General features: G+C 66.9%; 22 protein-coding genes and 1 tRNA gene. 14 read left to right on the top strand and 9 right to left on the bottom strand.

The genetic code is table 11. From position 1 onward, the window contains the following. The first annotated feature begins 197 nt into the window (after window positions 1-197). On the top strand, window positions 198-2,957 hold the full coding sequence (locus IB225_RS02190; RefSeq protein ID WP_192309340.1) for a TonB-dependent receptor: 2,760 nt from the start codon (window positions 198-200) through the stop codon (window positions 2,955-2,957). 120 nt (window positions 2,958-3,077) lie between these two features. Here the strand turns inward: IB225_RS02190 and IB225_RS02185 are convergent. Both IB225_RS02185 and rnd read right to left on the bottom strand, forming a co-directional pair. Continuing rightward, window positions 3,078-3,153: transfer RNA gene (locus IB225_RS02185), tRNA-Ala, on the bottom strand. 17 nt (window positions 3,154-3,170) lie between these two features. Continuing rightward, window positions 3,171-4,280, bottom strand: a complete 1,110-nt coding sequence (gene rnd, locus IB225_RS02180) for a ribonuclease D (protein ID WP_192309338.1) — start codon at window positions 4,278-4,280, stop codon at window positions 3,171-3,173. A gap of 217 nt (window positions 4,281-4,497) precedes the next feature. Between rnd and IB225_RS02175 the strand changes: the two genes are divergently transcribed. The 9 genes from IB225_RS02175 (at window position 4,498) to IB225_RS02135 (ending at window position 11,009) form a co-directional block, all read left to right on the top strand. After that, the gene (locus IB225_RS02175; protein ID WP_192310819.1) at window positions 4,498-6,228 is read left to right on the top strand and encodes a formylglycine-generating enzyme family protein; all 1,731 of its coding nucleotides are present in this window, start codon (window positions 4,498-4,500) and stop codon (window positions 6,226-6,228) included. Window positions 6,229-6,245: 17 nt separating this feature from the next. Next, the gene (locus IB225_RS02170) at window positions 6,246-7,160 is read left to right on the top strand and encodes a M48 family metallopeptidase (RefSeq protein ID WP_192309336.1); all 915 of its coding nucleotides are present in this window, start codon (window positions 6,246-6,248) and stop codon (window positions 7,158-7,160) included. Continuing rightward, window positions 7,157-7,702 (top strand): SRPBCC domain-containing protein, encoded by a 546-nt coding sequence (locus tag IB225_RS02165; protein ID WP_192309334.1) that lies wholly within the window; start codon window positions 7,157-7,159, stop codon window positions 7,700-7,702. Before IB225_RS02170 ends, IB225_RS02165 begins: the two co-directional genes overlap by 4 nt. Before the next feature lie 34 nt (window positions 7,703-7,736). Beyond that, window positions 7,737-7,976, top strand: a complete 240-nt coding sequence (locus tag IB225_RS02160) for a hypothetical protein (protein ID WP_192268770.1) — start codon at window positions 7,737-7,739, stop codon at window positions 7,974-7,976. A 226-nt stretch (window positions 7,977-8,202) separates the two neighbouring features. Then, the gene (locus IB225_RS02155; protein ID WP_192309332.1) at window positions 8,203-8,574 is read left to right on the top strand and encodes a hypothetical protein; all 372 of its coding nucleotides are present in this window, start codon (window positions 8,203-8,205) and stop codon (window positions 8,572-8,574) included. Between the two features lie 178 nt (window positions 8,575-8,752). Next, window positions 8,753-9,115 carry a hypothetical protein gene (locus IB225_RS02150; protein ID WP_192309330.1) on the top strand — a complete coding sequence of 121 codons (363 nt, stop codon included), beginning with the start codon at window positions 8,753-8,755 and terminating at the stop codon, window positions 9,113-9,115. Between the two features lie 21 nt (window positions 9,116-9,136). Further along, window positions 9,137-9,619 (top strand): hypothetical protein, encoded by a 483-nt coding sequence (locus IB225_RS02145; protein ID WP_192309328.1) that lies wholly within the window; start codon window positions 9,137-9,139, stop codon window positions 9,617-9,619. A 6-nt stretch (window positions 9,620-9,625) separates the two neighbouring features. Next, window positions 9,626-9,976 carry a VOC family protein gene (locus tag IB225_RS02140; protein WP_192309326.1) on the top strand — a complete coding sequence of 117 codons (351 nt, stop codon included), beginning with the start codon at window positions 9,626-9,628 and terminating at the stop codon, window positions 9,974-9,976. Window positions 9,977-10,559: 583 nt separating this feature from the next. Next, window positions 10,560-11,009 carry a phage tail protein gene (locus tag IB225_RS02135; RefSeq protein WP_192309325.1) on the top strand — a complete coding sequence of 150 codons (450 nt, stop codon included), beginning with the start codon at window positions 10,560-10,562 and terminating at the stop codon, window positions 11,007-11,009. 74 nt (window positions 11,010-11,083) lie between these two features. Here IB225_RS02135 and IB225_RS02130 read toward each other — a convergent pair whose 3' ends face one another. From IB225_RS02130 to gluQRS, 5 genes are all read right to left on the bottom strand, one after another. Further along, entirely contained in the window at window positions 11,084-11,254 is a 171-nt protein-coding gene (locus IB225_RS02130) for a hypothetical protein (protein WP_192309323.1), read from the bottom strand. A gap of 44 nt (window positions 11,255-11,298) precedes the next feature. Then, the gene (gene phbB, locus IB225_RS02125; RefSeq protein ID WP_192309321.1) at window positions 11,299-12,039 is read right to left on the bottom strand and encodes an acetoacetyl-CoA reductase; all 741 of its coding nucleotides are present in this window, start codon (window positions 12,037-12,039) and stop codon (window positions 11,299-11,301) included. A 74-nt stretch (window positions 12,040-12,113) separates the two neighbouring features. Continuing rightward, window positions 12,114-12,617, bottom strand: a complete 504-nt coding sequence (gene phaR / locus IB225_RS02120; RefSeq protein WP_192309319.1) for a polyhydroxyalkanoate synthesis repressor PhaR — start codon at window positions 12,615-12,617, stop codon at window positions 12,114-12,116. A gap of 175 nt (window positions 12,618-12,792) precedes the next feature. Next, complete coding sequence (locus tag IB225_RS02115) at window positions 12,793-13,533, bottom strand: beta-ketoacyl-ACP reductase (protein ID WP_192268750.1); 741 nt, start codon at window positions 13,531-13,533, stop codon at window positions 12,793-12,795. Between the two features lie 45 nt (window positions 13,534-13,578). Continuing rightward, the gene (gene gluQRS, locus IB225_RS02110) at window positions 13,579-14,496 is read right to left on the bottom strand and encodes a tRNA glutamyl-Q(34) synthetase GluQRS (protein WP_192309317.1); all 918 of its coding nucleotides are present in this window, start codon (window positions 14,494-14,496) and stop codon (window positions 13,579-13,581) included. A gap of 122 nt (window positions 14,497-14,618) precedes the next feature. Here gluQRS and htpX point away from each other — a divergent pair, with 122 nt between their 5' ends. Next, window positions 14,619-15,500, top strand: a complete 882-nt coding sequence (gene htpX, locus IB225_RS02105; RefSeq protein ID WP_192309315.1) for a protease HtpX — start codon at window positions 14,619-14,621, stop codon at window positions 15,498-15,500. 73 nt (window positions 15,501-15,573) lie between these two features. Here htpX and IB225_RS02100 read toward each other — a convergent pair whose 3' ends face one another. Beyond that, the gene (locus IB225_RS02100; RefSeq protein WP_192309314.1) at window positions 15,574-17,649 is read right to left on the bottom strand and encodes an EAL domain-containing protein; all 2,076 of its coding nucleotides are present in this window, start codon (window positions 17,647-17,649) and stop codon (window positions 15,574-15,576) included. A gap of 97 nt (window positions 17,650-17,746) precedes the next feature. Then, entirely contained in the window at window positions 17,747-18,766 is a 1,020-nt protein-coding gene (epmB, locus tag IB225_RS02095) for an EF-P beta-lysylation protein EpmB (RefSeq protein WP_192309312.1), read from the bottom strand. 103 nt (window positions 18,767-18,869) lie between these two features. Here epmB and efp point away from each other — a divergent pair, with 103 nt between their 5' ends. From efp to IB225_RS02080, 3 genes are read left to right on the top strand one after another with little or no spacing between them, the layout of a single operon-like run. Next, window positions 18,870-19,436 (top strand): elongation factor P, encoded by a 567-nt coding sequence (gene efp / locus IB225_RS02090; RefSeq protein WP_192309310.1) that lies wholly within the window; start codon window positions 18,870-18,872, stop codon window positions 19,434-19,436. Beyond that, window positions 19,436-19,645 (top strand): hypothetical protein, encoded by a 210-nt coding sequence (locus IB225_RS02085; RefSeq protein WP_192309308.1) that lies wholly within the window; start codon window positions 19,436-19,438, stop codon window positions 19,643-19,645. The genes efp and IB225_RS02085 overlap by 1 nt, the downstream gene beginning before the upstream one ends. Window positions 19,646-19,656: 11 nt before the next feature. Beyond that, window positions 19,657-20,997, top strand: a complete 1,341-nt coding sequence (locus IB225_RS02080; RefSeq protein ID WP_192309306.1) for a TRZ/ATZ family hydrolase — start codon at window positions 19,657-19,659, stop codon at window positions 20,995-20,997. The last annotated feature ends 7 nt before the right edge of the window (window positions 20,998-21,004 follow it).

Below are 21,004 nucleotides of genomic sequence, written 5' to 3'. Positions count from 1 at the left end.
GTTTTTCCGTATGGAACGCGTGTTACGGACGCCCTCGGAAATATGCATGAATACGTATGCAGCGCGAATTGTGCGACTGCGCACGCTACTACCATGGCCGCACATTCCGGGGCACCCGTCCCGGCATGGCAGACCCGGGCGATCGCAGCGTGCGACGCACCCGGTTCATCGCATACAACGTCCTTGGAGAGGGGAACATGCAACTCAAGCGCAACCTGCTTAGCGCGGCGTTGGCGTCCGCCATCGCGCTCACCGCGACGGGCGTAAACGCCCAGACCGCCGAGACCGCCACCGACCAGGCGCCCGCGACCGACGCGACCGAACTCGATACCGTCGTCGTCACCGGCATCCGTCGCGGCATCGAAAGCGCGATTTCCGTCAAGCGCGATTCCACCTCCATCGTCGAAGCGGTGTCTGCCGAAGACATCGGCAAGCTGCCCGACGTCAGCATCGGCGAATCCATCGGTCGTCTGCCGGGCGTGGCCGCCCAGCGCGTTGGTGGCCGTGCGCAGGTGATCAGCGTGCGTGGTCTTTCGCCCGACTTCTCCACCACGCTGCTCAACGGCCGCGAGATGGTCAGCACCGGCGACAACCGCAGCGTCGAGTTCGACCAGTACCCCTCGGAACTCGTCAGCGGCGTGACCGTCTACAAGACACCCGACGCCGGCCTGATCGGGCAGGGCCTGTCCGGCACGCTCGACATGCAGACCGTGCGTCCGCTCAGCTTCGACGCGCCGGTGGGCGCCATCGGTGTGCGGGGCCAGCGCAACTCGCTGGGCGCCGCGGCGGATTCCTCCGCCTACGGCGAACGCATCAACGCCAGCTACATCACCCAGAACGAAGCGCGCACCTTCGGCTTCTCGATCGGCTATTCGCACGCCACCACGCCGATCCAAGAAAACCAGGTGGGTCTGTACGAGCCGTGGCAGGCAATCGGCGACAACTGGCGCCCGGGTGTGCCGGCCGGCACGTTCTATTCCGACGGCATCAAGGCGCTCCGCCGTACCGGTGAGATCAAGCGCGATGGCGTGATGGCCACCCTGCAGTTCCGTCCTTCGAATGCCTGGACCAGCACGCTGGACCTGTTCCATTCGGAAGCCGAGCAGGTCGATACGGCCAACCAGTTCGAAGTGCACATCGGCGACTACAACGGTGGCTATGGCCGCCTGCAGGTCACCAATCCGGCCATCAACGGCAACAACACGTTCACCGGTGGCACGGTCGGCAACGTGTATCCGCTGGTGCGCGGCATGTACAACAAGCGCGAAGACGAGATCAACGCGTTCGGCTGGAATAACGAGTTCACCGCTGGCCAGGCGCGCATCATCGCCGACATCGGCTGGTCGCGCGCCAAGCGCGATGAGCTGAACCTCGAGAACAACACGCAGATGCTGCCGGCACCGCAGCTGGACACGCTGCAGCTGCAGATCCGCAACAACGGGTTCTCGCAGATCAATCCGGGCCGCGACTATTCCAATCCGGAATCGCTGTACCTGACCGGCACGATCTACGGCTCGGGCTACGGCAAGGTGCCGAACGTCGTCGACGAGCTCCGCACCGCGAAGCTGGCGGCCTCCTTCCCGTCGCCGGCTTTCTTCTCGGACATCGATGTCGGCCTCAACTACGCCGACCGCGAGAAGAACAAGCGCCAGCCCGAGGGCAACATCAACCTCGGCGCGCAGGGCATCACCGCGATCGGGTCGGACCTGCAGTACCGTCCGGTCGACCTGAGCTTCGCCGGCATCGGCTACATCCCGTCCTGGAACGTGCCCGCCGCCGTCGCGCGCTACATGACCTTCGAGCCGAGCGACAGCGCGTTCCCGTATCTCGTCGCCAAGGCGTGGGACGTACGCGAGAAGACCACCACCGCCTACGTGCGCGGCAACCTCGACACCGAGTGGGGCAACGTCAGCGTGCGCGGTAACGCCGGTGTACAGGTCCAGCGCGTCGACCAGTCCTCCGATGCGATCCGCCTCACGGGCGGCAGCGATCCGCGGCCGATCCACATGGGCAAGACCTTTACCGATGTGCTGCCGAGCATGAACCTGGCGTTCGGCTTCGACAACGAGCAGACCCTGCGCGTCGCGCTGGCCAAGCAGGTGGCGCGTCCGCGCGTCGACCAGCTGCGTGCTTCGCTGGAAGTGACCGCGTCCGACGGTCCGGACCAGAACAACGGCACCGGCCTGCGCAACAGCTATGCCAGCGGCGGTAACCCGCTGCTGGATCCGTGGCGCGCCTACGCGTTCGACGTGTCCTACGAGAAGTACTTCGGCACCAAGGCCTACGTCGCCGCGGCGTACTTCTACAAGGATCTGCAGACCTACATCTACACGCAGACCGATCCGTTCTACGACCTGTCCGCGTACACGTCTGACATTCCGCCGCATCCGAACTTCCCCGGTGTCGGCGTCAACCCGACCGGCAGTTATTCGCGTCCGGTGAACGGCGAGGGCGGTACGCTGCAGGGCCTGGAGCTGACGGCATCGCTGCCGTTCGACATGTTCAGTGATGCGCTGCAGGGTTTCGGTGCGATAGCCAGCGCCACCTTCAACGACAGCAACATCCAGATCCGGGATCCGGAAAGCGCGTCCAGCGTCGGCGCCGGTGACATCGATCTGCCGGGTCTGTCCAAGCGGGTCTACAACCTGACGGTGTACTTCGAGAAGAACGGCTTCGAGGCGCGCATCAACCAGCGTCGTCGCTCCGACTTCATCGGCGAGATCGGCAACTTCAACGGCAACCGCACGCTGCGCTACGTGGTCGGCGAGAACATCACCGACGCGCAGGTCAGCTACTCGTTCCCGGAAGGGCATGCGCTGGGTGGCCTGAGCGTGCTGCTCCAGGCCAGCAACCTGACCGACGAGGCGTACCAGACCTACGCCGGCAGCAAGGACCGTCCGCTCGAGTACGTCGAGTGGGGCCGCAGCTACCTGCTGGGTGTCAGCTACAAGTTCTGATCCATCGCGACACGCAAGTTCTCCCAGACCCGCCGGTGTCATGCCGGCGGGTTTTTCTTTGGGAGATGGGGGAGGGCATAAAGAAAAAGGCCAGGCATTCGCCTGGCCTTTCCTGTTGGATGGTGGAGCCAGGGAGGATCGAACTCCCGACCTCGTCATTGCGAACGACGCGCTCTCCCAGCTGAGCTATGGCCCCACAAGAGCGGCGCCATTCTAGCCCGCGGCAGGCGCCGGTGCCAAGCCTGAACGGGCAAGGATGGGGTCGAGCGTCGGGGCCAGTTCGCGGTGCCGCCAGCCGGACAGCGCGGCCGGCCACTGGCCGGATTCCTGCAGCGCTTCCAGGTAGCGGCGCGACGCCAGTACGCCATCGGGCAGGCCGAGTTCCGCGCTGCGCGCGGAGACCGCATCCTGCAGCCGCTTGAGCTGGGCCTTGTCGCTGTCGGTGGCATTGCGGGAGACCGGCATCGCCGCTTCGTCCTCCAGCGGCGTATCGAGCGCCTGCCAGATCGCGTCGGCCAGCTTGCGCGGTGCCTTCGGCTGGGTGTCGAACAGGCGCAGCAACGCGGCCTTGTCGATCGGCGGCGTGCGCGCCAGCGCGACCGCCAGTTCGTTGTCCAGGATCCAGCTGCGCGGCTTGTCGCTGGCACGCGCCTGCGTCTCGCGCCAGCGCAGCAGGCGCACCAGGCGCCGCTGTCCTTCCACGTCGAGGAACTGCGCGCTGCGCATCGACAGGTGCGGCCAGCGCTCGCCGTCATCGTGCGCGGCGTTCTCGACGAACCGCGCGCAGTCTTCTTCCACCCACGCCTGCCGTCCGGTGGCGGCCAGCTCCGCCTGTAACGCATCGTGGACCGCGAACAGATAGCGCACGTCGTCGGCGGCGTAATGCAGCTGCGATTCGCTCAGCGGCCGGCGCAGCCAGTCCGAGCGCGTCTCGCCCTTGGCCAGCGTCACGCCGGTGACGCGCTCTACCAGCTTCTGGTAACCCATGCCGGCCGCGATGCCGGCAATGGCGGCCGCCATCTGGGTGTCGAACAGCGGCGTGGGCAGCGCGTCGCAGGCGACCTTGAACGCCACCAGGTCCTCGCTGGCGCTGTGCATGACCTTGGTGATCGAGGTGTCCAGCAGCCACGGTCGCAGCGCGTCGGTCATGCCCGGGGCCAGCGGATCGACCAGCAGCACATCGTCGTCGAGGGCGATCTGTACCAGGGCGAGCTGCGGCCAGAAGGTGCGCTCGCGGACGAATTCGGTATCCAGGCCGATGCGCGTCGGCCGGCGTTGCAGGTGCGCGTCCAGCGCGGCGGGGGTGTCGATCCAATGGGGCACGTAATCTCCGCGTGATGCGTCGTTTGCTCAGTCAGGGGACAATAACCTAAGGTCCCGTCTCCGCCGGCATTCTCTCATGGGGGCCGGTTGCTCCCATCACGGAGGGTGTTTGCGCGCGATTCTCGCCGCCTTGTTGTTGTCGCTGCCGTGGCTCGTCGGCTGTTCGCGCGATGCGGCGAATGTGGATGACGCCAGCACGGACGCCGATGCGATCCGCATGCCCAGCGTCACCGTCACCGGCGATGACAGCGCCGTGGACGAATTGAACTGGCGCCCGCCTGCGGTGGCGCTCGCGGCCGATGGCGTCGCCGACGCACACCAGCGCGCCACACAGGCGCTGTCCGAAGGACGCCTGTTCGAAGGCCCCGACGATGCCATTCCCCTGTACCTCGCGCTGCTGCGCGTCGATGCCGGCGATGCGCGGGCGAAAGCCGGACTGGGCCGCAGCCTCGACCGCCTGCTGGACCAGGGCGCGCAGGCGGTGCGGCACGCCGAAGACCGCACCGAGGCGCTGCGCCGCGCGCGCCAGATTGCGGCGGTGGCGCGCACGGTGGCGCCGGGCGATCCCGCGGTCACCGCGTATCTGGCCAAGGTGGACGAAGCCGACCAGCTCACCCGCCTGAACGTTGCCAGCGAGCGCGCCCTGCGCGAAGGCCGGCTGGGCGAGGCCGGGGGCGGGGCACTGGCCGGCTTCCGCGAAGTGCTCAAGTGGAAGCCCGGCCAGCCACGCGCGATGCAGGGCGTCGCGGCGGTGGAGAGCGCGATGATCCGTTACGCCGAGGACGCGGCGGTCGCCAGCGATTTCCCCACCGCGTTGCGCTGGCTGAACCACGCTGCCGAGGTCCGTGAAGACGCGCAGACCGTCGCCGATGCGCGCGTACGCGTGGAAGCCGTCCGGCTGGCGCGGATCGTCGAACTGCGCGATGCCGGCGTGCGCGACATGGCGACGCCACTGGGCCTGAAGGATGCCCGCATCAAACTGACCGAAGTGCTGCGCATTGCCGAACCCGGCAACCGCGTGGCCGCCGATTTCCGCCAGCGCATCGACCTGGCCACGTACTACGGCCAGTTCCGTCCCGGCCAGGCCTTCACCGATGGCCTGCACTACGGCGGTCGTGGCCCGGAGATGGTGGTGGTGCCGCACGGCGGTTTCCTGATGGGCGCCGCCGACGACGAGAACGGCGCGGCCGACGCCGAGAAGCCCGCGCATTACGTGCGCTTCGATCGCGGTTTCGCGATGGCGCGGCATGCGGTGACGGTGGGCGAATTCCGCCGCTTCGTCGAAGCCACCCAGTACCGCCCGCGCGCGACGCGTCGCGGGCACTCCGTGGTCTACGACGAGCGCAGCGGCAACTTCGTCCGCCGCAGCGGGGTGGACTGGCGCTCCGACTACGCCGGTCAGCCCGCGAGCGAGGACATGCCGGTGCTGCACGTCAGCGTGTACGACGCCGAAGCCTATGCCGAATGGCTGGCCGGGCAGACCGGCCACGGTTACCGCCTGCCCAGCGAGGCCGAGTTCGAGTACGCGCTGCGCGCCGGTGAACAGGGCCGCTACCCGTGGGGCAACGGCCAGCCACCGCGCGGGGTCGGCAACCTGACCGGCGGCAACGACACCTCGCCCAGCGGGCGCACCTGGAACAACGCCTTCGTCGGCTACGGCGACGGCTACTGGGGACCGGCACCGGTGGGCCGCTTCCGCGCCAACGCCTTCGGCCTGAAGGACCTGGGTGGCAACACCAGCGAATGGGTCGGCGACTGCTGGCATGCCAGCTACCGGCGTGCACCGGCCGACGGCGCGGCGTGGTTCAATCCCGGCTGCCGTTCGCGGGTGGTGCGGGGCGGCTCCTGGGCCAGTTCCCCGGCGCAGGCTCGGGCCGCATGGCGTTCGTCCTCGGATTCGGATATGACTAATGCGCGGGTGGGCTTCCGCGTCGTGCGCGGCATCTAGCCGCCAGGGAGAGGGTGATGAGGCAAGATCCTTACGGTCGCTCGCAGTACGGGCAGGGCGGCGGCGGACGCCGTGGTGGCGGACTGGGCAACCTGCGCTGGCTGATCCTGCTGGGCTTCCTGGTCTACGGCGGCTGCTACTACTTCAGCAACCGCGTCGTCGATCCCTACACCGGCGAGAAGGTGCTGATCGACAACTCGATCGGCGTGGAAGAGGAAAAGGCCCTCGGCCTGCAGGCTTACCAGGAGATCCTGCAGCAGGAGCGCCCGGTCGATCCCAACTCGCAGATCGCCCAGCAGGTGCGCACCATCGCGCAGCGCCTGATCGCGAAGATCCCCGAAGTCGAAGCCGCCATCGCGGCGGAGAAGGGCACCCAGCCCAGCGGCAACTGGAAGACCTTCGACTGGGACGTCAACGTCATCGAGTCCGAACAGGCCAACGCGTTCTGCCTGCCCGGCGGCAAGATGGCCGTCTACACCGGGCTGATTCCCGTCGCGCAGAACGCCGACGCCGTGGCCGTGGTGATGGGCCATGAGATCGCCCACGCGCTGCTGCGTCACGGTGCGCAGCGCATGTCGCAGCAGAAGCTCACCCAGATCGGCCAGATGGCCGGCGCGATGAGCGGCATGGATCCGCAACAACAGCAGATGGTGATGGCCGCCATGGGCTACGGCTACCTGCTGCCGTATGCGCGCGAGCACGAGACGCAGGCCGACGAAGTGGGCCTGATGCTCGCCGCCGCGGCCTGCTTCAATCCCGAGGAAGCCGTGCCGCTGTGGCAGCGCATGAGCGAAGCCAGCGGCGGACAGGCGCCGCCGGAGTTCTCGTCCACGCACCCGAATCCGGGCACGCGCATCCAGAACCTCACCGCGCTGATGCCGAAGGCGAAGGAATACCGCCAGAAGTTCTGCGCACAGGCGGCGGCGCAGTGAAGCAGCGGCTGCGCAACGCGCTGCTGCTGGTGGCGCTGGTGGCAACACCGGCTTACGCCGAGATCAAGGACGCGAAGCCGGAGGGTTTCACCATTGAAAACTCGGTGTGGGTGCCGGCAACGCCGCAGGTCGCCTACGCCGCGCTGGTGAACGATGTCGGCCGCTGGTGGCCGGCCGACCACACGTGGTGGGGCGACGCGTCGAAGCTGTCGATCAGCGACAAGGCCGGCGGCTGCTTCTGCGAAATCAACGGCGCGCAGCAGGCCTGGCACATGACGGTGACCTTCACCGATCCCGGCAAGCTGATGCGCATGACCGGCGGCCTGGGCCCGTTGCAGGGCATGGGGCTGAGCGGTGCGCTGGAATGGCGCTTCGCCGAGGAGAACACCGGCACCCGCATCACGCTGTGGTATCGCGCCGGCGGCTATACACCGGATGACATCGGCAAGTTCGCACCCGTCGTGGACAAGGTGCAGGGCCTGCAACTGGGCGGCCTCGCGACGTTCCTCGGCGCACCGCTGGCATCACCCCCTTCGCAATAAGCTTCATTCCATCCTTCAAGGAGAGCAGGACCGCATGAGCATTCGTCTGACGGAAAAAGACACCGGCCGCACGCTGGGCACCATCTCGCAGGAAGACTTCCAGCTGCTGGTCGACCACATGGAAGAGGAGTCCTCGACGGACCAGGATTACTACGTCGAACACACCGCCATCGACGCGCTGGAGAGCCTCGGCGCGAGCGCCGGCTTCATCGCGCTGCTGCGTGGCGCGGTGGGCGAGTCGGAAGGCATTGATGTGGTGTGGGCGGAGGCGTAATCCGCGCGCCCTTTCGTAGGATGGGTGGAGCGGAGCGATACCCATCATGTGGCCAATGAGCGTCGAGAGCGATGGATAGACCGGCTTCTCCGTTGAATGTCGCTCCGTTCCACCCATCCTGCGTTCCTGCATATAGATCGGTCATCGACGTAAACGGATTGCCATGATCCGACTTTCAGCCGTTCGCGGCATTGCGTTCGCCACACTCACAGCATCGACCATGCTCATGAGTTGTGGGCTCGTCGATTCCGATGTGCGCTGGCATGACGATCGCTTCGCCGTGCTCTGGATCGACATGCCTTCGACCGCCCATCTTGCCTACAAGATGGACAGGAATGCTTCCGCGCACGTGGTGGAGGCCTGCGTGTTCGCCGTCGCGTCCAACGCGCGCTACGTCACGCTGAAGCGCGTCGCGTCCGGAGGACCGGCTGAGATCGGTTACTTCATCGTGGACAAGAGGGCATACGTTCCGGATGGAAGAAAGCAGGATGGCGTGCAGGGACCGCTGGCGAAGCCCGCATTCGATGCGCTGCAGCAGCGACTGGCGTTGCCGGTTCCGCGCGACGTGATGCCGGAGCGGATGTGCCGTCCGGCCTGATGCGGGGGGGGGCGCCACTTGGGATGGATAGAGCCGAGAGGCTTCCAACGACGAAGCCGGTCTATGCATCTCTCTCGACGTCGAACGATCCGCGTGATGGGTAGACCGGCTTCACCGTTGAAAGCCGCTTCGCTCCACCCATCCTACGTTCCCATGGCCCACGGTGTTGAGGCGCCGGATGAGATTCTCAGCAAGCGAACTCGACATCCGCCGCCCCCTCTGGATCGCCCTGAGCGATCTCTACCTCGACACCGTGCCGGACTGGGATCGCATCGCCGGACACTGCGCACGCTCGCCCTTCAGCATCGCCGAGCTGCGGCGGATCCTGTTCGATGAAGTACATCCCGTCGTCCACGCGAACCTGTGGTCGGTGGCCGGGGTTTGGCAAGGCTTCGACGCGGACTGGCTGGTGGCGTCCATCGTGGCGCGCAAACGCAGGCCACTTTTCCGGCTTCCCTGGCCGGAGGACCGCCGATACCCTTGGCGTGAACTGAAACCCCTGATCATCGCGTTGCGTCAGGGCGACGAAACCGCAGGTTGACGCCACCAGGGAGGAGATCGCATGGACGCCGTACTCAGATCGAATCGCGGTGTATCGCAACTGACGATGCGATTGACGCCGCGCAGCGCTGCCGCATGGGATTGCACGCTCGTGCTGGTGGACGAGCACTGGAGCGGTGGCGGTGCCCGGCCGTTCACCGCGAGCGTGGGCGGTTTCGTGCTGACGGCGGAAGCGCTCGATGCCTTGCATCGCCACGTGGTGGCCTGGCTGGACAGCCCCTTGGCGGCCCTCGTGTCATCGCGCCTGGATGCGTCGTTCGAACTGGCAGAAGCCGGGCAGTCGTTCTGTCTCCGCTTCGGACCGGTCGAGCGCGTGATCGCGGATGCCGGCAAGCCCGTCGGCAGCCTCGGGTTCTCCATCGGCACGCTGTCGGGCAGCGCCCACTTCGTCACCGATCCCTCATGCCTGGCCTTGTTCGCAGACACGCTGGGGCAGGCCTTGAGCGTGGACTCGACCTCGCTCATGAAGGTTTTTCCGGAGTAAGCCCCCATGCCCCGCATCATTCCCATGCAACCCGTCCGCCATCTGCCGCGGGCGATCGACTTCTACGAAAAGCTCGGTTTCACCGTCGAGGACCGTCGCGACGACTGGGGCTGGGCAAAGCTGTGCTGGGGCGACTGCCGGGTGATGCTGGACCAGTCCATCAACGTCGTGGCCGACGCGCCGCGGGGCGCGGTGCTGTACCTGTATCCCGACGACCTGGTGGCGTTCCATCGGCAGGCGCGCGACAACGGCCTGGACGTGCCCGACCTGGACGACACGTTCTACGGCATGCGCGAATTCCGCATCGACGATCCGGACGGCAACCGTCTCTGGATCGGGCAGGCGGCAACGGCCTAGATCACCCGGGGCGGAAGTCCCGCCTCACATTCATCAGCCCGGATGGGATTCCGAGCGCCATCGCTGGCACTCGGAGCTCCATCGATGGCACTCGGAATGCCGCGAGTCTCACATTGAAAGCCAACGACGGGGCTCGGAAAGCCACGCGTCTCACATTGAAAGCCGACGATGGGGCTCGGAAAGCCAGCGATGGCTCGCAAGAGCCCCGCGCTTCTCACATTGAAAGCCAACGATGGCTTTCGGAAACCCGACGATGGCTTTCAATGTGCCAACGATGGGATTCGGAAAATCATCTGTCTCACAGTAAATCCCGACGATGGCATTCCCGAATGCCAGCGTTCGCTCTCGGAAAGCCAGCGCTGGCTCTCCGAGCCCGGCGTCTGGCATTCCGGGCCTTGCGCGTGGCACTCCGAGGGCCATCGATGGCACTTCGAGTGCCATCTCGCTTTGGTGACGCGCGCGGGCAGCGCGCACGCCGCACGGTGACATCACATGACTGACCTCTGGCACGGCGTCCCTGCGTTGGAATAAACGTCGGCTGCTGCTTTGCGGGCGACCTCCCTCCCTCACATGGAACCTGCCCATGGCCGTACTGCGTGATCGTCCCTATCCCGGCATGAACTTCCTCGTCGATCTCGGCGACGGCAACACCGATGGCCCGGAGGCGGGCGTGGCCGAGGTCGTGTTTCCCGATGCCCGGCTGCAGGTCAACGAATACCGCACCGGCAACGACCGCGTGAAAGAGGCCGAGAAGCTGATCACCTTGAGCCACTACGGCAACCTGGTGCTGCGCCGCGGCGCGATCGGTTCGCTGTCCTGGTACCGGTGGTGGGACGAAGCCCGCAACGGTGGCAACGCGCTGCGCGACATCCGCATCCAGCTGCTCGACGAGCAGCAGACCACGACGGTGATGACCTGGCGTTTCCTGCGGGCCCGGCCGGTGGCCTATCACTACTCGACGATGCAGGCGCAGGTGGCGGACACGCTGTTCGAAACCCTGGAACTCGGGTTCGAGCGATTGGAAATGGAGTAGGGCTCAGTCCGCGCGATTGCGCGGCGTGTCCCGGGCGTGCTCCCGGCAATGGATGCCGGGAGCCTGCGCCGGATTCAGAGCTTGCTGAAGAGCGTCGCGGCGACCAGCAGGCCGAAGCCGGCGACCACCAGCCAGAAGGCGTGCGGGGCGAGCACCGGGATGTAGCCGAACTTCGCGGCGATGCCGCCGCCGCCGAGCAGCAGCGCGATCAGCCAGACGCCGAAGGTGGGAGGAGTGAGTTTCATCGTGTGTCCTTGGGTCGTGTCGGGGAGCGTCGGCGATCCGGCGCTCAGAAGCTCATGAACAGGCCGCCGTTGACCGGCAGGTTGGCGCCGGTGATGTAACCGGCGTCGTCAGCGGTCAGGAAGGCGACCGCGCGCGCGATGTCGTCCGGCTGGCCGATGCGGCCCACCGGCACCGAGGCGACGGTGCGGTCGCGGACGTCGTCGGGCATCGCACGGGTCATCGGGGTTTCCACGTAGCCGGGCGAGACGCTGTTGACGGTGACGCCCTTGCGCGCGACTTCGCGCGCCAGCGACATCGAGAAGCCGTGCAGGCCGGCCTTCGCAGCGGCGTAGTTGACCTGGCCGAAGTTGCCGGTCTGGCCGCTGACCGAACTGATGTTGACGATGCGGCCGAAACCGCGCGCCTGCATGCCGTCCACCGCATGGCGGCAGAGGTTGAACACGCTGTCCAGGTTCACCCCGATCACCGCGTCCCACTGCGTCTTGTCCATCTTGCGCAGGGTGGCGTCACGGGTGATGCCGGCGTTGTTGACCAGGATGTCGAGCGCGCCGTGGCGGGCTTCGACGTCCTGCACGAAGGCCGCGCAGGCCTCGAAGTCGGCCACGTCGACGGCGGCGGTCTCGATGTCCAGCGACGCGGTCTGCGTGCGGAAGTGGTCCAGCCGCTCGGGCGAAGCGGGCAGGTCGGCGGCGATCACCTTGCGGCCGGCACGGGCCAGTGCCTGGCAGATCGCCAGTCCCAGCCCGCCCATGCCCCCGGTCACCACGGCGATGCGTTGCGTCATGCGGAATTCCTGTATCGCGGCTCAAAAAAAGGCCCGCGCAACGGGGCGCGGGCCGGGTTTCACTACAGTGGATATCAACGCGCTCGCGTCTTCGGCGTCTCGCGCGGGGTGTCCTTCGGCTTGACCGTGGTCGGGCGGCCCATGCCACCGGTCAGGTTGCGCTGGAATTCCTGCCACAGCTCCATGTTGCGCTCGGTGAGCTGGTTCATCATGGTCCACGGCGTCTGGCCGAGCAGGTTGCCCATCTGGCTGCGGAACTGCTGCTGCTGCTCCATGAAGAGCTGCATGCTGCGCTCCAGGTAGTTGCCCATGAAGCCCTGCAGCGAGTCGCCGTAGAAACGGATGATCTGGCTGAGCAGCTGCGTGGACAGGACCGGTTCGCCATCGTTTTCCTGCTCGCTGATGATCTGAAGCAGGACGGTGCGGGTCAGGTCGTTGCCGGTCTTGGCGTCGCGAACTTCGAAGTCCTCGCCGTCGACGATCAGCTGGCGGACGTCCTCGATGGTGATGTAGCTGGAGATCTCGGTGTCGTACAGCCGACGGTTGGGGTACTTCTTGATGATGCGGATCGCAGCCATTGAGTCTTCGCTCTAAACGCGTATGACGGCAGCATGACGCAGCGCAACAGCCCTTGCAACAGGCCACAAGGCAGGGCAGCCCTGTTCAGCGAAGGAAAAATGCTGCGCAGCATCGGAACGGACGACGCCCCTTGCGGGGCGTCGTGGGACACGGCAGCGGGTGGCAGCGCGGGCCTTACCAGCCCATGTGGTGGCCGCCGTTGATGTCCAGGTTGGAGCCGGTGATCCAGCTGGCCTGTTCGTCCACCAGGAAGGCCACCGCGTAGGCGATTTCCTCCGGCTTGCCGAGGCGGCCGGTGGGGATGTCGGCGGCGATCTTGGCACGCACTTCTTCCGGCACCGCCATCACCATGTCGGTGGCCACGTAGCCGGGCGAGACGGTGTTGACGGTGATGCCGAGCTTGGCGTTCTCGCGCGCCAGCGAAATGGTGAAGCCGTGCATGCCGGCCTTGGCGGCGGCGTAGTTGGCCTGGCCGTACTGGCCCTTCAGGCCGTTGATCGAACTGATCTGGATGATGCGGCCCCACTTGCGGTCGCGCATGCCGTCGATCACCGGGCGCGTCACGTTGAACACCGAGTTGAGGTTGGTGTTGATGACGTCGCCCCATTGCGTGGCGGACATCTTGTGGAAGGTGCCGTCGCGGGTGATGCCGGCGTTGTTGACCAGCACTTCGACCGGACCGAGCGTCTGTTCTACTTCCTTGACCATGGCCTGTGCTTCGTCCGGCGAGGTCACGTCGCCCTTGACCAGTGCGAAGTCGTAACCGTCGGCCTTCATCTGCGCCTGCCACGCACGCGCCTTCTCTTCGTTCCGGTAATTGGTGGCGACCTTGTGGCCCATGTCGGCCAGCTTCTTGCAGATGGCGGTACCGATACCTCCGGTGCCGCCGGTGACCAGGGCGACGCGCGATGTCATGTGGGGAATCTCCTTGGACCGTCGCAGCCCGACGGCCACCCGATTCTAGACAGCGCCTGCGACACCTTTGTTGTGCGCTGCAGCGAACGTCACGGAGCTCACTTTTGGCAGACGATCGGGGCGGAATTCCCGGGTCATCGCCTGCAGCACGGCATCGACCGTCGACAGGCCCGCGGTGGCGCCGGGCGGCTGTCCCAGCACCTCCCAGGCCGCGCGCAGGGCAGGCAGCGGTGCATCGTCGTCGATGGGCAGGGCCGCCATCGACTTGGACAGCTTCTCGCCCTGGGCATCGACGATCAGCGGCAGGTGCAGGTACTGCGGCGTCGGCACGCCCAGCGCGCGCTGCAGCAGGATCTGCCGGGGCGTGGAATCGAGCAGGTCGGCGCCACGCACGATGTCGGTGATGCCCTGCGCGGCATCGTCCACCACCACCGCCAACTGGTAGGCCCAGTAACCGTCGGCGCGGCGCAGCACCACGTCGCCGACCTCGCGGTCGACGTCCTGCACGACCTCGCCCTGCAGGCCGTCATGAAAGGCGATGCGTGTTCCGTCGGGCACGCGCAGACGGACGGCCGGCGGACGCGTGCGATCGCTGGCCACGCAGGTGCGATGGATACCGCCGACCGCCGCCAGATCGCTGCGGCTGCACCGGCATTCGAAGGCGCTGCCGTCATCCAGTAGGCGGGCGAGCGCATCGGCATACGCGTCGTGGCGCTTGCTCTGCCAGATCACGGGCTCGTCGGACACCAGCCCGAACGCAGCGAGTGTGGCGAGTTGCTGCTGCGCCACGCCGGGCACTTCGCGCGGCGGATCGAGGTCGTCCACCCGCACCAGCCACGTACCGTCGTGATGCCGCGCGAGCAACCAACTGCCGAGCGCGGCAACGAGTGATCCGGCATGCAATCGCCCGGTGGGCGAAGGCGCGAAACGACCGCGATAGAGGGAGGGAACGGTGTCGCTCATTCGTCAGAAAGAAAGGAAAGCTGAACCACGCAGTCAGGGAGTCGCTTGAATTCAAGCGGGCGCAGCCGCAATTCTGCGGTCGTAACCGTTTGCATACCACTCATCCCCCGGAGATCCCTGTCGTGTTTACGCGCGTCGCTTTGTTCCTCGCCACCAACCTGGCCGTGCTGGCCCTGGCCAGCGTCGTCATGTCCCTGCTGGGCGTCAATTCCAACCAGATGGGCGGACTGCTGGTGTTCGCGGCGATCTTCGGTTTCGGTGGCTCGCTGATCTCGCTGCTGACCTCCAAGTGGATGGCCAAGCGCGCGACCGGCGCCGTGGTCATCGAGCAGCCGCGCAACGACACCGAGCGCTGGCTGGTGGCCACCGTGCAGCGCCAGGCGCAGGCCGCCGGCATCGGCATGCCGGAAGTCGCCATCTATGACGCGCCGGAGATCAACGCCTTCGCCACCGGCGCCAATCGCAACAATGCGCTGGTCGCCGTGTCCACCGGCCTGCTGCGTTCGATGACGCAGGACGAGGCCGAGGCCGTGCTGGGCCACGAGGTCGCCCACGTCGCCAACGGCGACATGGTGACCATGGCGCTGCTGCAGGGCGTGCTGAACACCTTCGTCATCGTGCTGGCGCGCGTGGTGGGCGGCATCGTCGACAGCTTCCTGTCGGGTAACCGCGAAGGCGAAAGCCGCGGCTTCGCCTACTACATCATCGTGATGGCGCTGGAAGTGGTGTTCGGCCTGTTCGCGACGATGATCGCGATGTGGTTCTCGCGTCGCCGCGAGTTCCGCGCCGACCAGGGTGGCGCCACGTACGCGGGCCGCCAGAAGATGATCGCTGCGCTGGAGCGCCTCAACCAGCAGCAGCGCCCCAGCACGCTGCCGGCGCAGGTGGAAGCCTTCGGCATCGCCGGTGGCATCGGCCAGGGCATGAAGAAGCTGTTCCTGAGCCACCCGCCGCTGGAAGAACGCATTGCCGCATTGCGCGCGCAGCAGGGCACGTTCGCCTGATCGCGCCGAGTCTGGCCAACGAAAAACCCGCCTCACGGCGGGTTTTTCTTTTTGCGGAAGCGAACGGCAGGCGTCAGCTGAAGTCGTAATTCATCGCCGGACCGGGCGCGGCCAGGAAGTTGCCTTCCACGTAGTCGAGGCTGGCGGTGAACAGGAACGCCATCGTCGCCGCGTCCTGCACGTGTTCGGCGACGGTCAGAATGCCCAGCGCCTGCGCACGTTCGGAGATTTCGCGGATCTTCTGCTGGTGTTCGGTGTTCTTGCCCAGGTCCTCGCTGAAGACGCGGTCGATCTTGAGGAAGGTCGGCTGGAAGTGCGACAGCAGCTGGAACGAATCCAGGCCGGCGCCGAAATGCTCCAGGCCCACGTGGCAGCCCAGCTTGGCCGCGGCGGACTGGAAGGCCTGCGCCTGTCGCAGATGGGTGAAGACCTTGGCTTCCGGTGTCTGCAGCCACAGGCGGTCGCCGGGCACGTCGTGCGCGGCGAGCTGCCGGGCGATCAGATCAAGCAGGCGGTTGTCGGCGAAGGACGCCGGGCTGACCTTCACCACCAGGCGGGTATCGCGGCCGGCGCGCTTGCGCTCGGCCAGCACCTCGATGGCGCGGTTGACCACCCAGCGGTCGATCGCGTCCAGCAGGCCGTTGTCCTCGGCGATGCCGATGAACGACTGCGGCGGCACGACTTCGCCGTTGGACTCCAGGCGCAGCAGCGCTTCGTAGACTTCGCCCGGCTCGCCTTGCAGGTTGACCACGGGCTGGTAGTGCAGGCGGAAGCTGCCGTCCTGCAGCGCTTCCTGCAGGCGCTTGATCCAGTTCTGGACGCGTTCTTCCTCGGCGCGGTCCACCGCACCGGGATCGAATATCTCGATACGGTTGCCGCCCAGGTTGGTCGCGGTCTGCAGGCCGTCGGTCGCACGCGTCAGCACCGGGCCGACGCTGGCGATCTTCTCGCCGATCTGCACGCCACCGATGCTCGCGGTGACCGAGGCCGAGCGCTCGCCGACGTTGAACACGTGCGAGGCATAGGACGCCCGCAGCTTCTCCGCCAGCGTGGCGGTCTGCGCATGGTTGCCACGCAGCAGGACCGCGAAGGTGCGTTCGCCGAAACGGGCGGCGAGGGTGCCTTCGTCCAGTTTCTCGGACAGGCGTGCCGCCAGCGCGGCGGCCAGTGCGTCGGCCGAATCGATGCCGATGTCCTGCAGCAGGCGCTGGTAGTGATCGGGTTCGATCAGCAGCAGGGCGTACTGGTCTTCGCCGCGGGCCACCTGGGCCACGGCGTTCTCCAGTTCGCGCAGGAAGGTGGGACGGTTGAGCAGGCCGGTGACCATGTCGCGCTGGCGCAGGTCTTCTACCTCGCGGGCGAGTTCGGGATCGAACTCCTCGCGGCGGCGGAACACCACCTGCACGCAGGCTTCGCCCTCGTACGTGGCGGTGGCGAATTCCAGTGTGGCGGGGAAGCTGTCGCCATCGATGCTACGGGCTTCCAGTTCGAAGCGCGGCGGCGGCGGTTCGCCTTTGCTCAGCTTCTTCAGCAGGGCCTTGAAGTCGTTGACGTACTGCGAGCCCACCAGGTCCAGCAGCGACAGGCCTTCCACGTCCTCGAACGATTCGAACCCGAACATCTCCAGGTAGGCGTCGTTGGCACGGATGTGCATGCCTTCGTGGATGTAGGCGATCGGGTCGCGCGAGGACGAGATCAGCGCATCGCAACGGCGCTCGGTCTCGCGCATCTGGCTTTCCAGCCTGCGCTGCGAGCGGCGCGCATCCAGGTCGGCCCATTCACGGCGCAGGACGGTCAGCACGTGCTCCGGGCGGCCACGCAAGGCGATGGCGCGCGCACCGGCGGCCTGGTCGGCGAGCAGGTCGGCCTCGCTGATCGCATCTGCGAGCACGATGACCGGGATGTCCTTGCCGCTGGCATCGACCTGGCTCAGTACCGTGGCCAGCGGAATGCCCTTGGCACTGCGCGACGCCAGCAGCAGGTCCATCGGCTGGCCGGCCACCATCTGCCCCAGTTCGCCCGCGTCGACCGGTCGCAGGGGGCGTACGGCGATGCCGCCATTGCGCAGCGTGGAGACGATGGCTTCCGCGTCTTCCGCGCTGTCGTCCACCAGGGTCAGTCGTAGCGTGGTGTCTTTGCCGATCTGCATGCAGCGTGTCCGCGAGGGGTGCGCGTTTAATACCTGAACGCGTGTGACGAGTCCAATGCAGCCGTCGCAGATGCGCACACGGCCTGCGGCCGGCGCGTCAGAGCGGGCGCTTGCCGGTGTCGCCGGCGACTTCACGCACCAGGCGCGGAACGAGGTAGCCGGAGAGGCGCGCGGCCAGTGCGGCATGCAGCACCTTGGCCCGGGCGTCGTCCACTTCGAAATGGGCCGCGCCCGCCACCCGGTCGAGCTGGTGCAGGTAGTACGGCAACACGCCCGCCGCGAAGCCGCGTTCGCTGAGCGCGGCGAGGCTGTCGACATCGTCGTTCACGCCGCGCAGCAGCACCGCCTGGTTCAGCAGGTGCACCCCGGCGCCGCGCAGACGGCCGAGCACGGCATCGACCGTGCCGTCGAACTCGTTGGCGTGGTTGGCATGGATCACCAGGGTGACCGGCCAGGGCAGGCCGGTCAGCCAGGCCAGCAGGCCGTCGTCGATGCGCTCGGGCAGCACGACCGGCAGGCGGCTGTGGATGCGCAGGCGGCGCAGGTGGGGGGCCTCGACCAGGGCGTCGGTCAGTTCAGCCAGTTTGGTGTTCGACAGCGACAGCGGGTCGCCGCCGGACAGCAGCACTTCCTCTACGCTGCTGTCGTCGCGGATCAGGTCCACGGCCTCGCGCCAGCCCTCGCGCGCGGCGGTTTCGTCCGAATAGGGGAAGTGGCGGCGGAAGCAGTAGCGGCAGTTGATGGCGCAGCTGCCGGTGGCCACCAGCAGGGCGCGGCCGCGGTACTTCTGGATCACGCCGGTGCCGGTGCGGGCGGCGCCGTCGCCCACGGCGTCCAGGTCGTAGCCGGCCGCGGGCTGCATTTCGTCATCCAGCGGCAGCACCTGGCGCAGCAGGGGGTCGTGGGGATCACCGTGCCGCATGCGGGCCACGAAGCCGCGCGGTACTCGCAACGGAAACTGTGCCGCGGCCTCGTCGGATACCCGGCCAGCCAGCGCGTCCAGCCCCAGCAGCGACAGGAGCTCGCGCGGATCACGCACGGCATCGCGCCAGGCCTGCTGCCAGCGGGGCGCGGCCAGCGGGGCGGGCTGTCGGGGTTCGGGGGCTGCGGTTATCATGTCGGGTCTGAAAACAAGCACCCGCCGGGTCCGGCGGGTTCCCACATTCTATCCGGCCGGCCGCCTCGCGCGGCGGGTACGCCTTACCTCCAGGAGCAGCAGCATGGCCAGTTACGGCATGAACGACGTCAAGAACGGGATGAAGATCCTGATCAACAACGAACCGGCGGTCATCAACGACACCGAGTACGTCAAGCCGGGCAAGGGCCAGGCGTTCACCCGCGTGAAGTACCGCCTGATCAAGAGCGGCCGCGTGCAGGAAATCACCATGAAGAGCACCGACTCGGTCGAGGCGGCGGACGTGGTGGATACCGACATGCAGTACCTGTACACCGACGGCGAGTACTGGCATTTCATGCAGCAGGAGACCTTCGAACAGGTGCAGGCCGACAAGAACGGCATGGGCGGCGCCGAGAAGTGGCTGAAGGGCGAGGAAGACTGCGTGGTGACCCTGTGGAACGGCAATCCGATCCAGGTGACCCCGCCGAACTTCGTCGAACTGCAGATCACCGAGACCGACCCGGGCGTGAAGGGCGATACCGCCGGCACGGGCGGCAAGCCGGCCACGCTGGAAACCGGCGCCGTCGTGCGCGTGCCGCTGTTCGTGGCACAGGAAGAAGTCATCAAGGTCGACACCCGCACCGGCGAATACGTCAGCCGCGTGAAGTGATGGAACAGCTCGCGCTCTATCTCGGCGTCTGGGCCGTCGGCGTATTGATCGCCGGTCTGGGCGTGATGCTGTGCTGGAACGCGACCCTGCCGCGGCTGTTCCCCAGCGTGCCGCGGCTGGGCTACGGACGTGCCCTGGCCCTGATGCTGCTGTGCTGGCTGCTGTTCGGCGCCGGCGCCATCGGCCTGAGCTACTCGCTGGGATTCTGAGCCGAGGCCCCATGACTGACCGCATTCCCGAAGCCTGCGACCTGTTGATCGAAGCCGGCTTCGTGGTGCCGGTCGTCCCGCACGGCGTCGTGCTGGAAGACCACGCGGTCGCCGTGACCGGCGGCCGCATCGTCGCGATCCTGCCGGTGGCTGACGCGCGCCAGCGCTTCCTGCCGCGCGAAACCGTTTCGCGTCCCGACGCTGCGCTGATTCCCGGCCTGGTCAACGCGCATACGCACAACCCGATGACGCTGCTGCGCGGCGTGGCCGACGACCTGCCGCTCAAGGTCTGGCTGCAGGAGCACATCTGGCCGATCGAGGGTGCGGTGATCGGTCCCGACTTCGTCGCCGACGGTATCACCCTGGCGATTGCCGAGATGCTCCGCGGCGGTACCACCTGCGTCAACGAGAACTACTTCTTCCCGGACGTGCAGGCCGCGACCTACAAGCATTACGGCTTCCGTGCGCGCGTCGGCCTGCCGGTGATCGACTTCCCGACGGCATGGGCGTCCTCGGACGACGAGTACTTCGAGAAGGCCGGCGAAGTGCACGACCAGTGGCGCGACGACACGCTGATCGCCACCGCGTTCGCACCGCACGCGCCGTACACGGTGAACGACGCCAATTTCGAGCGCGTCCGCATGCTGTCCGACCAGCTCGACGTGCCGGTACACCTGCATCTGCACGAAACCGCGCAGGAAGTCGAACAGTCGCTGGAGAAATACGGTCAGCGCCCGATCGCGCGACTCGACCGCCTCGGACTGGTCAACGATCGCCTGATCGCCATCCACATGACCCAGCTCACTGAGGCGGAGATCCATCTCTGCGCCGAGCGGGGCGTCAGCGTGGTGCATTGCCCGGAATCGAACCTCAAGCTGGCGTCCGGCTTCTGTCCGGCCTGTGCCCTGGAGCGCGCGGGCGTGACGCTGGCGGTCGGCACGGACGGCTGCGCCAGCAACAACGATCTGGACATGTTCAGCGAAACCCGCACGGCGGCGTTGTTGGCCAAAGCGGTGGCGCAGGATGCCGCCGCGCTGGATGCCTTCAGCGCTCTGCGCGCAGCCACGCTGGGTGGCGCCAAGGCCATCGGGTTCGACGACCGTATCGGTTCCATCGAGCCGGGCAAGGACGCCGACCTGGTCTGCGTCGATCTGTCCGTGCTGGAAACCCAGCCGCTGCATCACGTGGTGTCGCAGCTGATCTATGCGACCGGCCGGCAGCAGGTCAGCGATGTCTGGATCGCCGGCCGGCAGAAGCTGCGCCAGCGCGTGCTGGTGGAGATCGACATCGATGGCGTCATCGCCAACGCGCGGCAGTGGCGCGAGCGGATCGCGGGTATCCGCCTGTCCTGACGGCATC

This window comes from Pseudoxanthomonas sp. PXM02 (assembly GCF_014851805.1).
GTDB lineage: Bacteria > Pseudomonadota > Gammaproteobacteria > Xanthomonadales > Xanthomonadaceae > Pseudoxanthomonas_A.
Note: the sequence above shows the minus strand (reverse complement) of the source record. Positions and strands in the feature narration are given on the sequence as shown.

Coding starts and splice junctions, on each gene's coding strand:
- IB225_RS02190 (WP_192309340.1), top strand. CDS start 198: ATGCAACTCAAGCGCAACCTGCTTAGCGCGGCGTTGGCGTCCGCCATC.
- IB225_RS02175 (WP_192310819.1), top strand. CDS start 4,498: ATGCCCAGCGTCACCGTCACCGGCGATGACAGCGCCGTGGACGAATTG.
- IB225_RS02170 (WP_192309336.1), top strand. CDS start 6,246: ATGAGGCAAGATCCTTACGGTCGCTCGCAGTACGGGCAGGGCGGCGGC.
- IB225_RS02160 (WP_192268770.1), top strand. CDS start 7,737: ATGAGCATTCGTCTGACGGAAAAAGACACCGGCCGCACGCTGGGCACC.
- IB225_RS02155 (WP_192309332.1), top strand. CDS start 8,203: ATGAGTTGTGGGCTCGTCGATTCCGATGTGCGCTGGCATGACGATCGC.
- IB225_RS02150 (WP_192309330.1), top strand. CDS start 8,753: ATGAGATTCTCAGCAAGCGAACTCGACATCCGCCGCCCCCTCTGGATC.
- IB225_RS02145 (WP_192309328.1), top strand. CDS start 9,137: ATGGACGCCGTACTCAGATCGAATCGCGGTGTATCGCAACTGACGATG.
- IB225_RS02140 (WP_192309326.1), top strand. CDS start 9,626: ATGCCCCGCATCATTCCCATGCAACCCGTCCGCCATCTGCCGCGGGCG.
- IB225_RS02135 (WP_192309325.1), top strand. CDS start 10,560: ATGGCCGTACTGCGTGATCGTCCCTATCCCGGCATGAACTTCCTCGTC.
- IB225_RS02130 (WP_192309323.1), bottom strand. CDS start 11,254: ATGAAACTCACTCCTCCCACCTTCGGCGTCTGGCTGATCGCGCTGCTG.
- phbB (WP_192309321.1), bottom strand. CDS start 12,039: ATGACGCAACGCATCGCCGTGGTGACCGGGGGCATGGGCGGGCTGGGA.
- phaR (WP_192309319.1), bottom strand. CDS start 12,617: ATGGCTGCGATCCGCATCATCAAGAAGTACCCCAACCGTCGGCTGTAC.
- IB225_RS02115 (WP_192268750.1), bottom strand. CDS start 13,533: ATGACATCGCGCGTCGCCCTGGTCACCGGCGGCACCGGAGGTATCGGT.
- gluQRS (WP_192309317.1), bottom strand. CDS start 14,496: ATGAGCGACACCGTTCCCTCCCTCTATCGCGGTCGTTTCGCGCCTTCG.
- IB225_RS02100 (WP_192309314.1), bottom strand. CDS start 17,649: ATGCAGATCGGCAAAGACACCACGCTACGACTGACCCTGGTGGACGAC.
- epmB (WP_192309312.1), bottom strand. CDS start 18,766: ATGATAACCGCAGCCCCCGAACCCCGACAGCCCGCCCCGCTGGCCGCG.
- efp (WP_192309310.1), top strand. CDS start 18,870: ATGGCCAGTTACGGCATGAACGACGTCAAGAACGGGATGAAGATCCTG.
- IB225_RS02085 (WP_192309308.1), top strand. CDS start 19,436: ATGGAACAGCTCGCGCTCTATCTCGGCGTCTGGGCCGTCGGCGTATTG.
- IB225_RS02080 (WP_192309306.1), top strand. CDS start 19,657: ATGACTGACCGCATTCCCGAAGCCTGCGACCTGTTGATCGAAGCCGGC.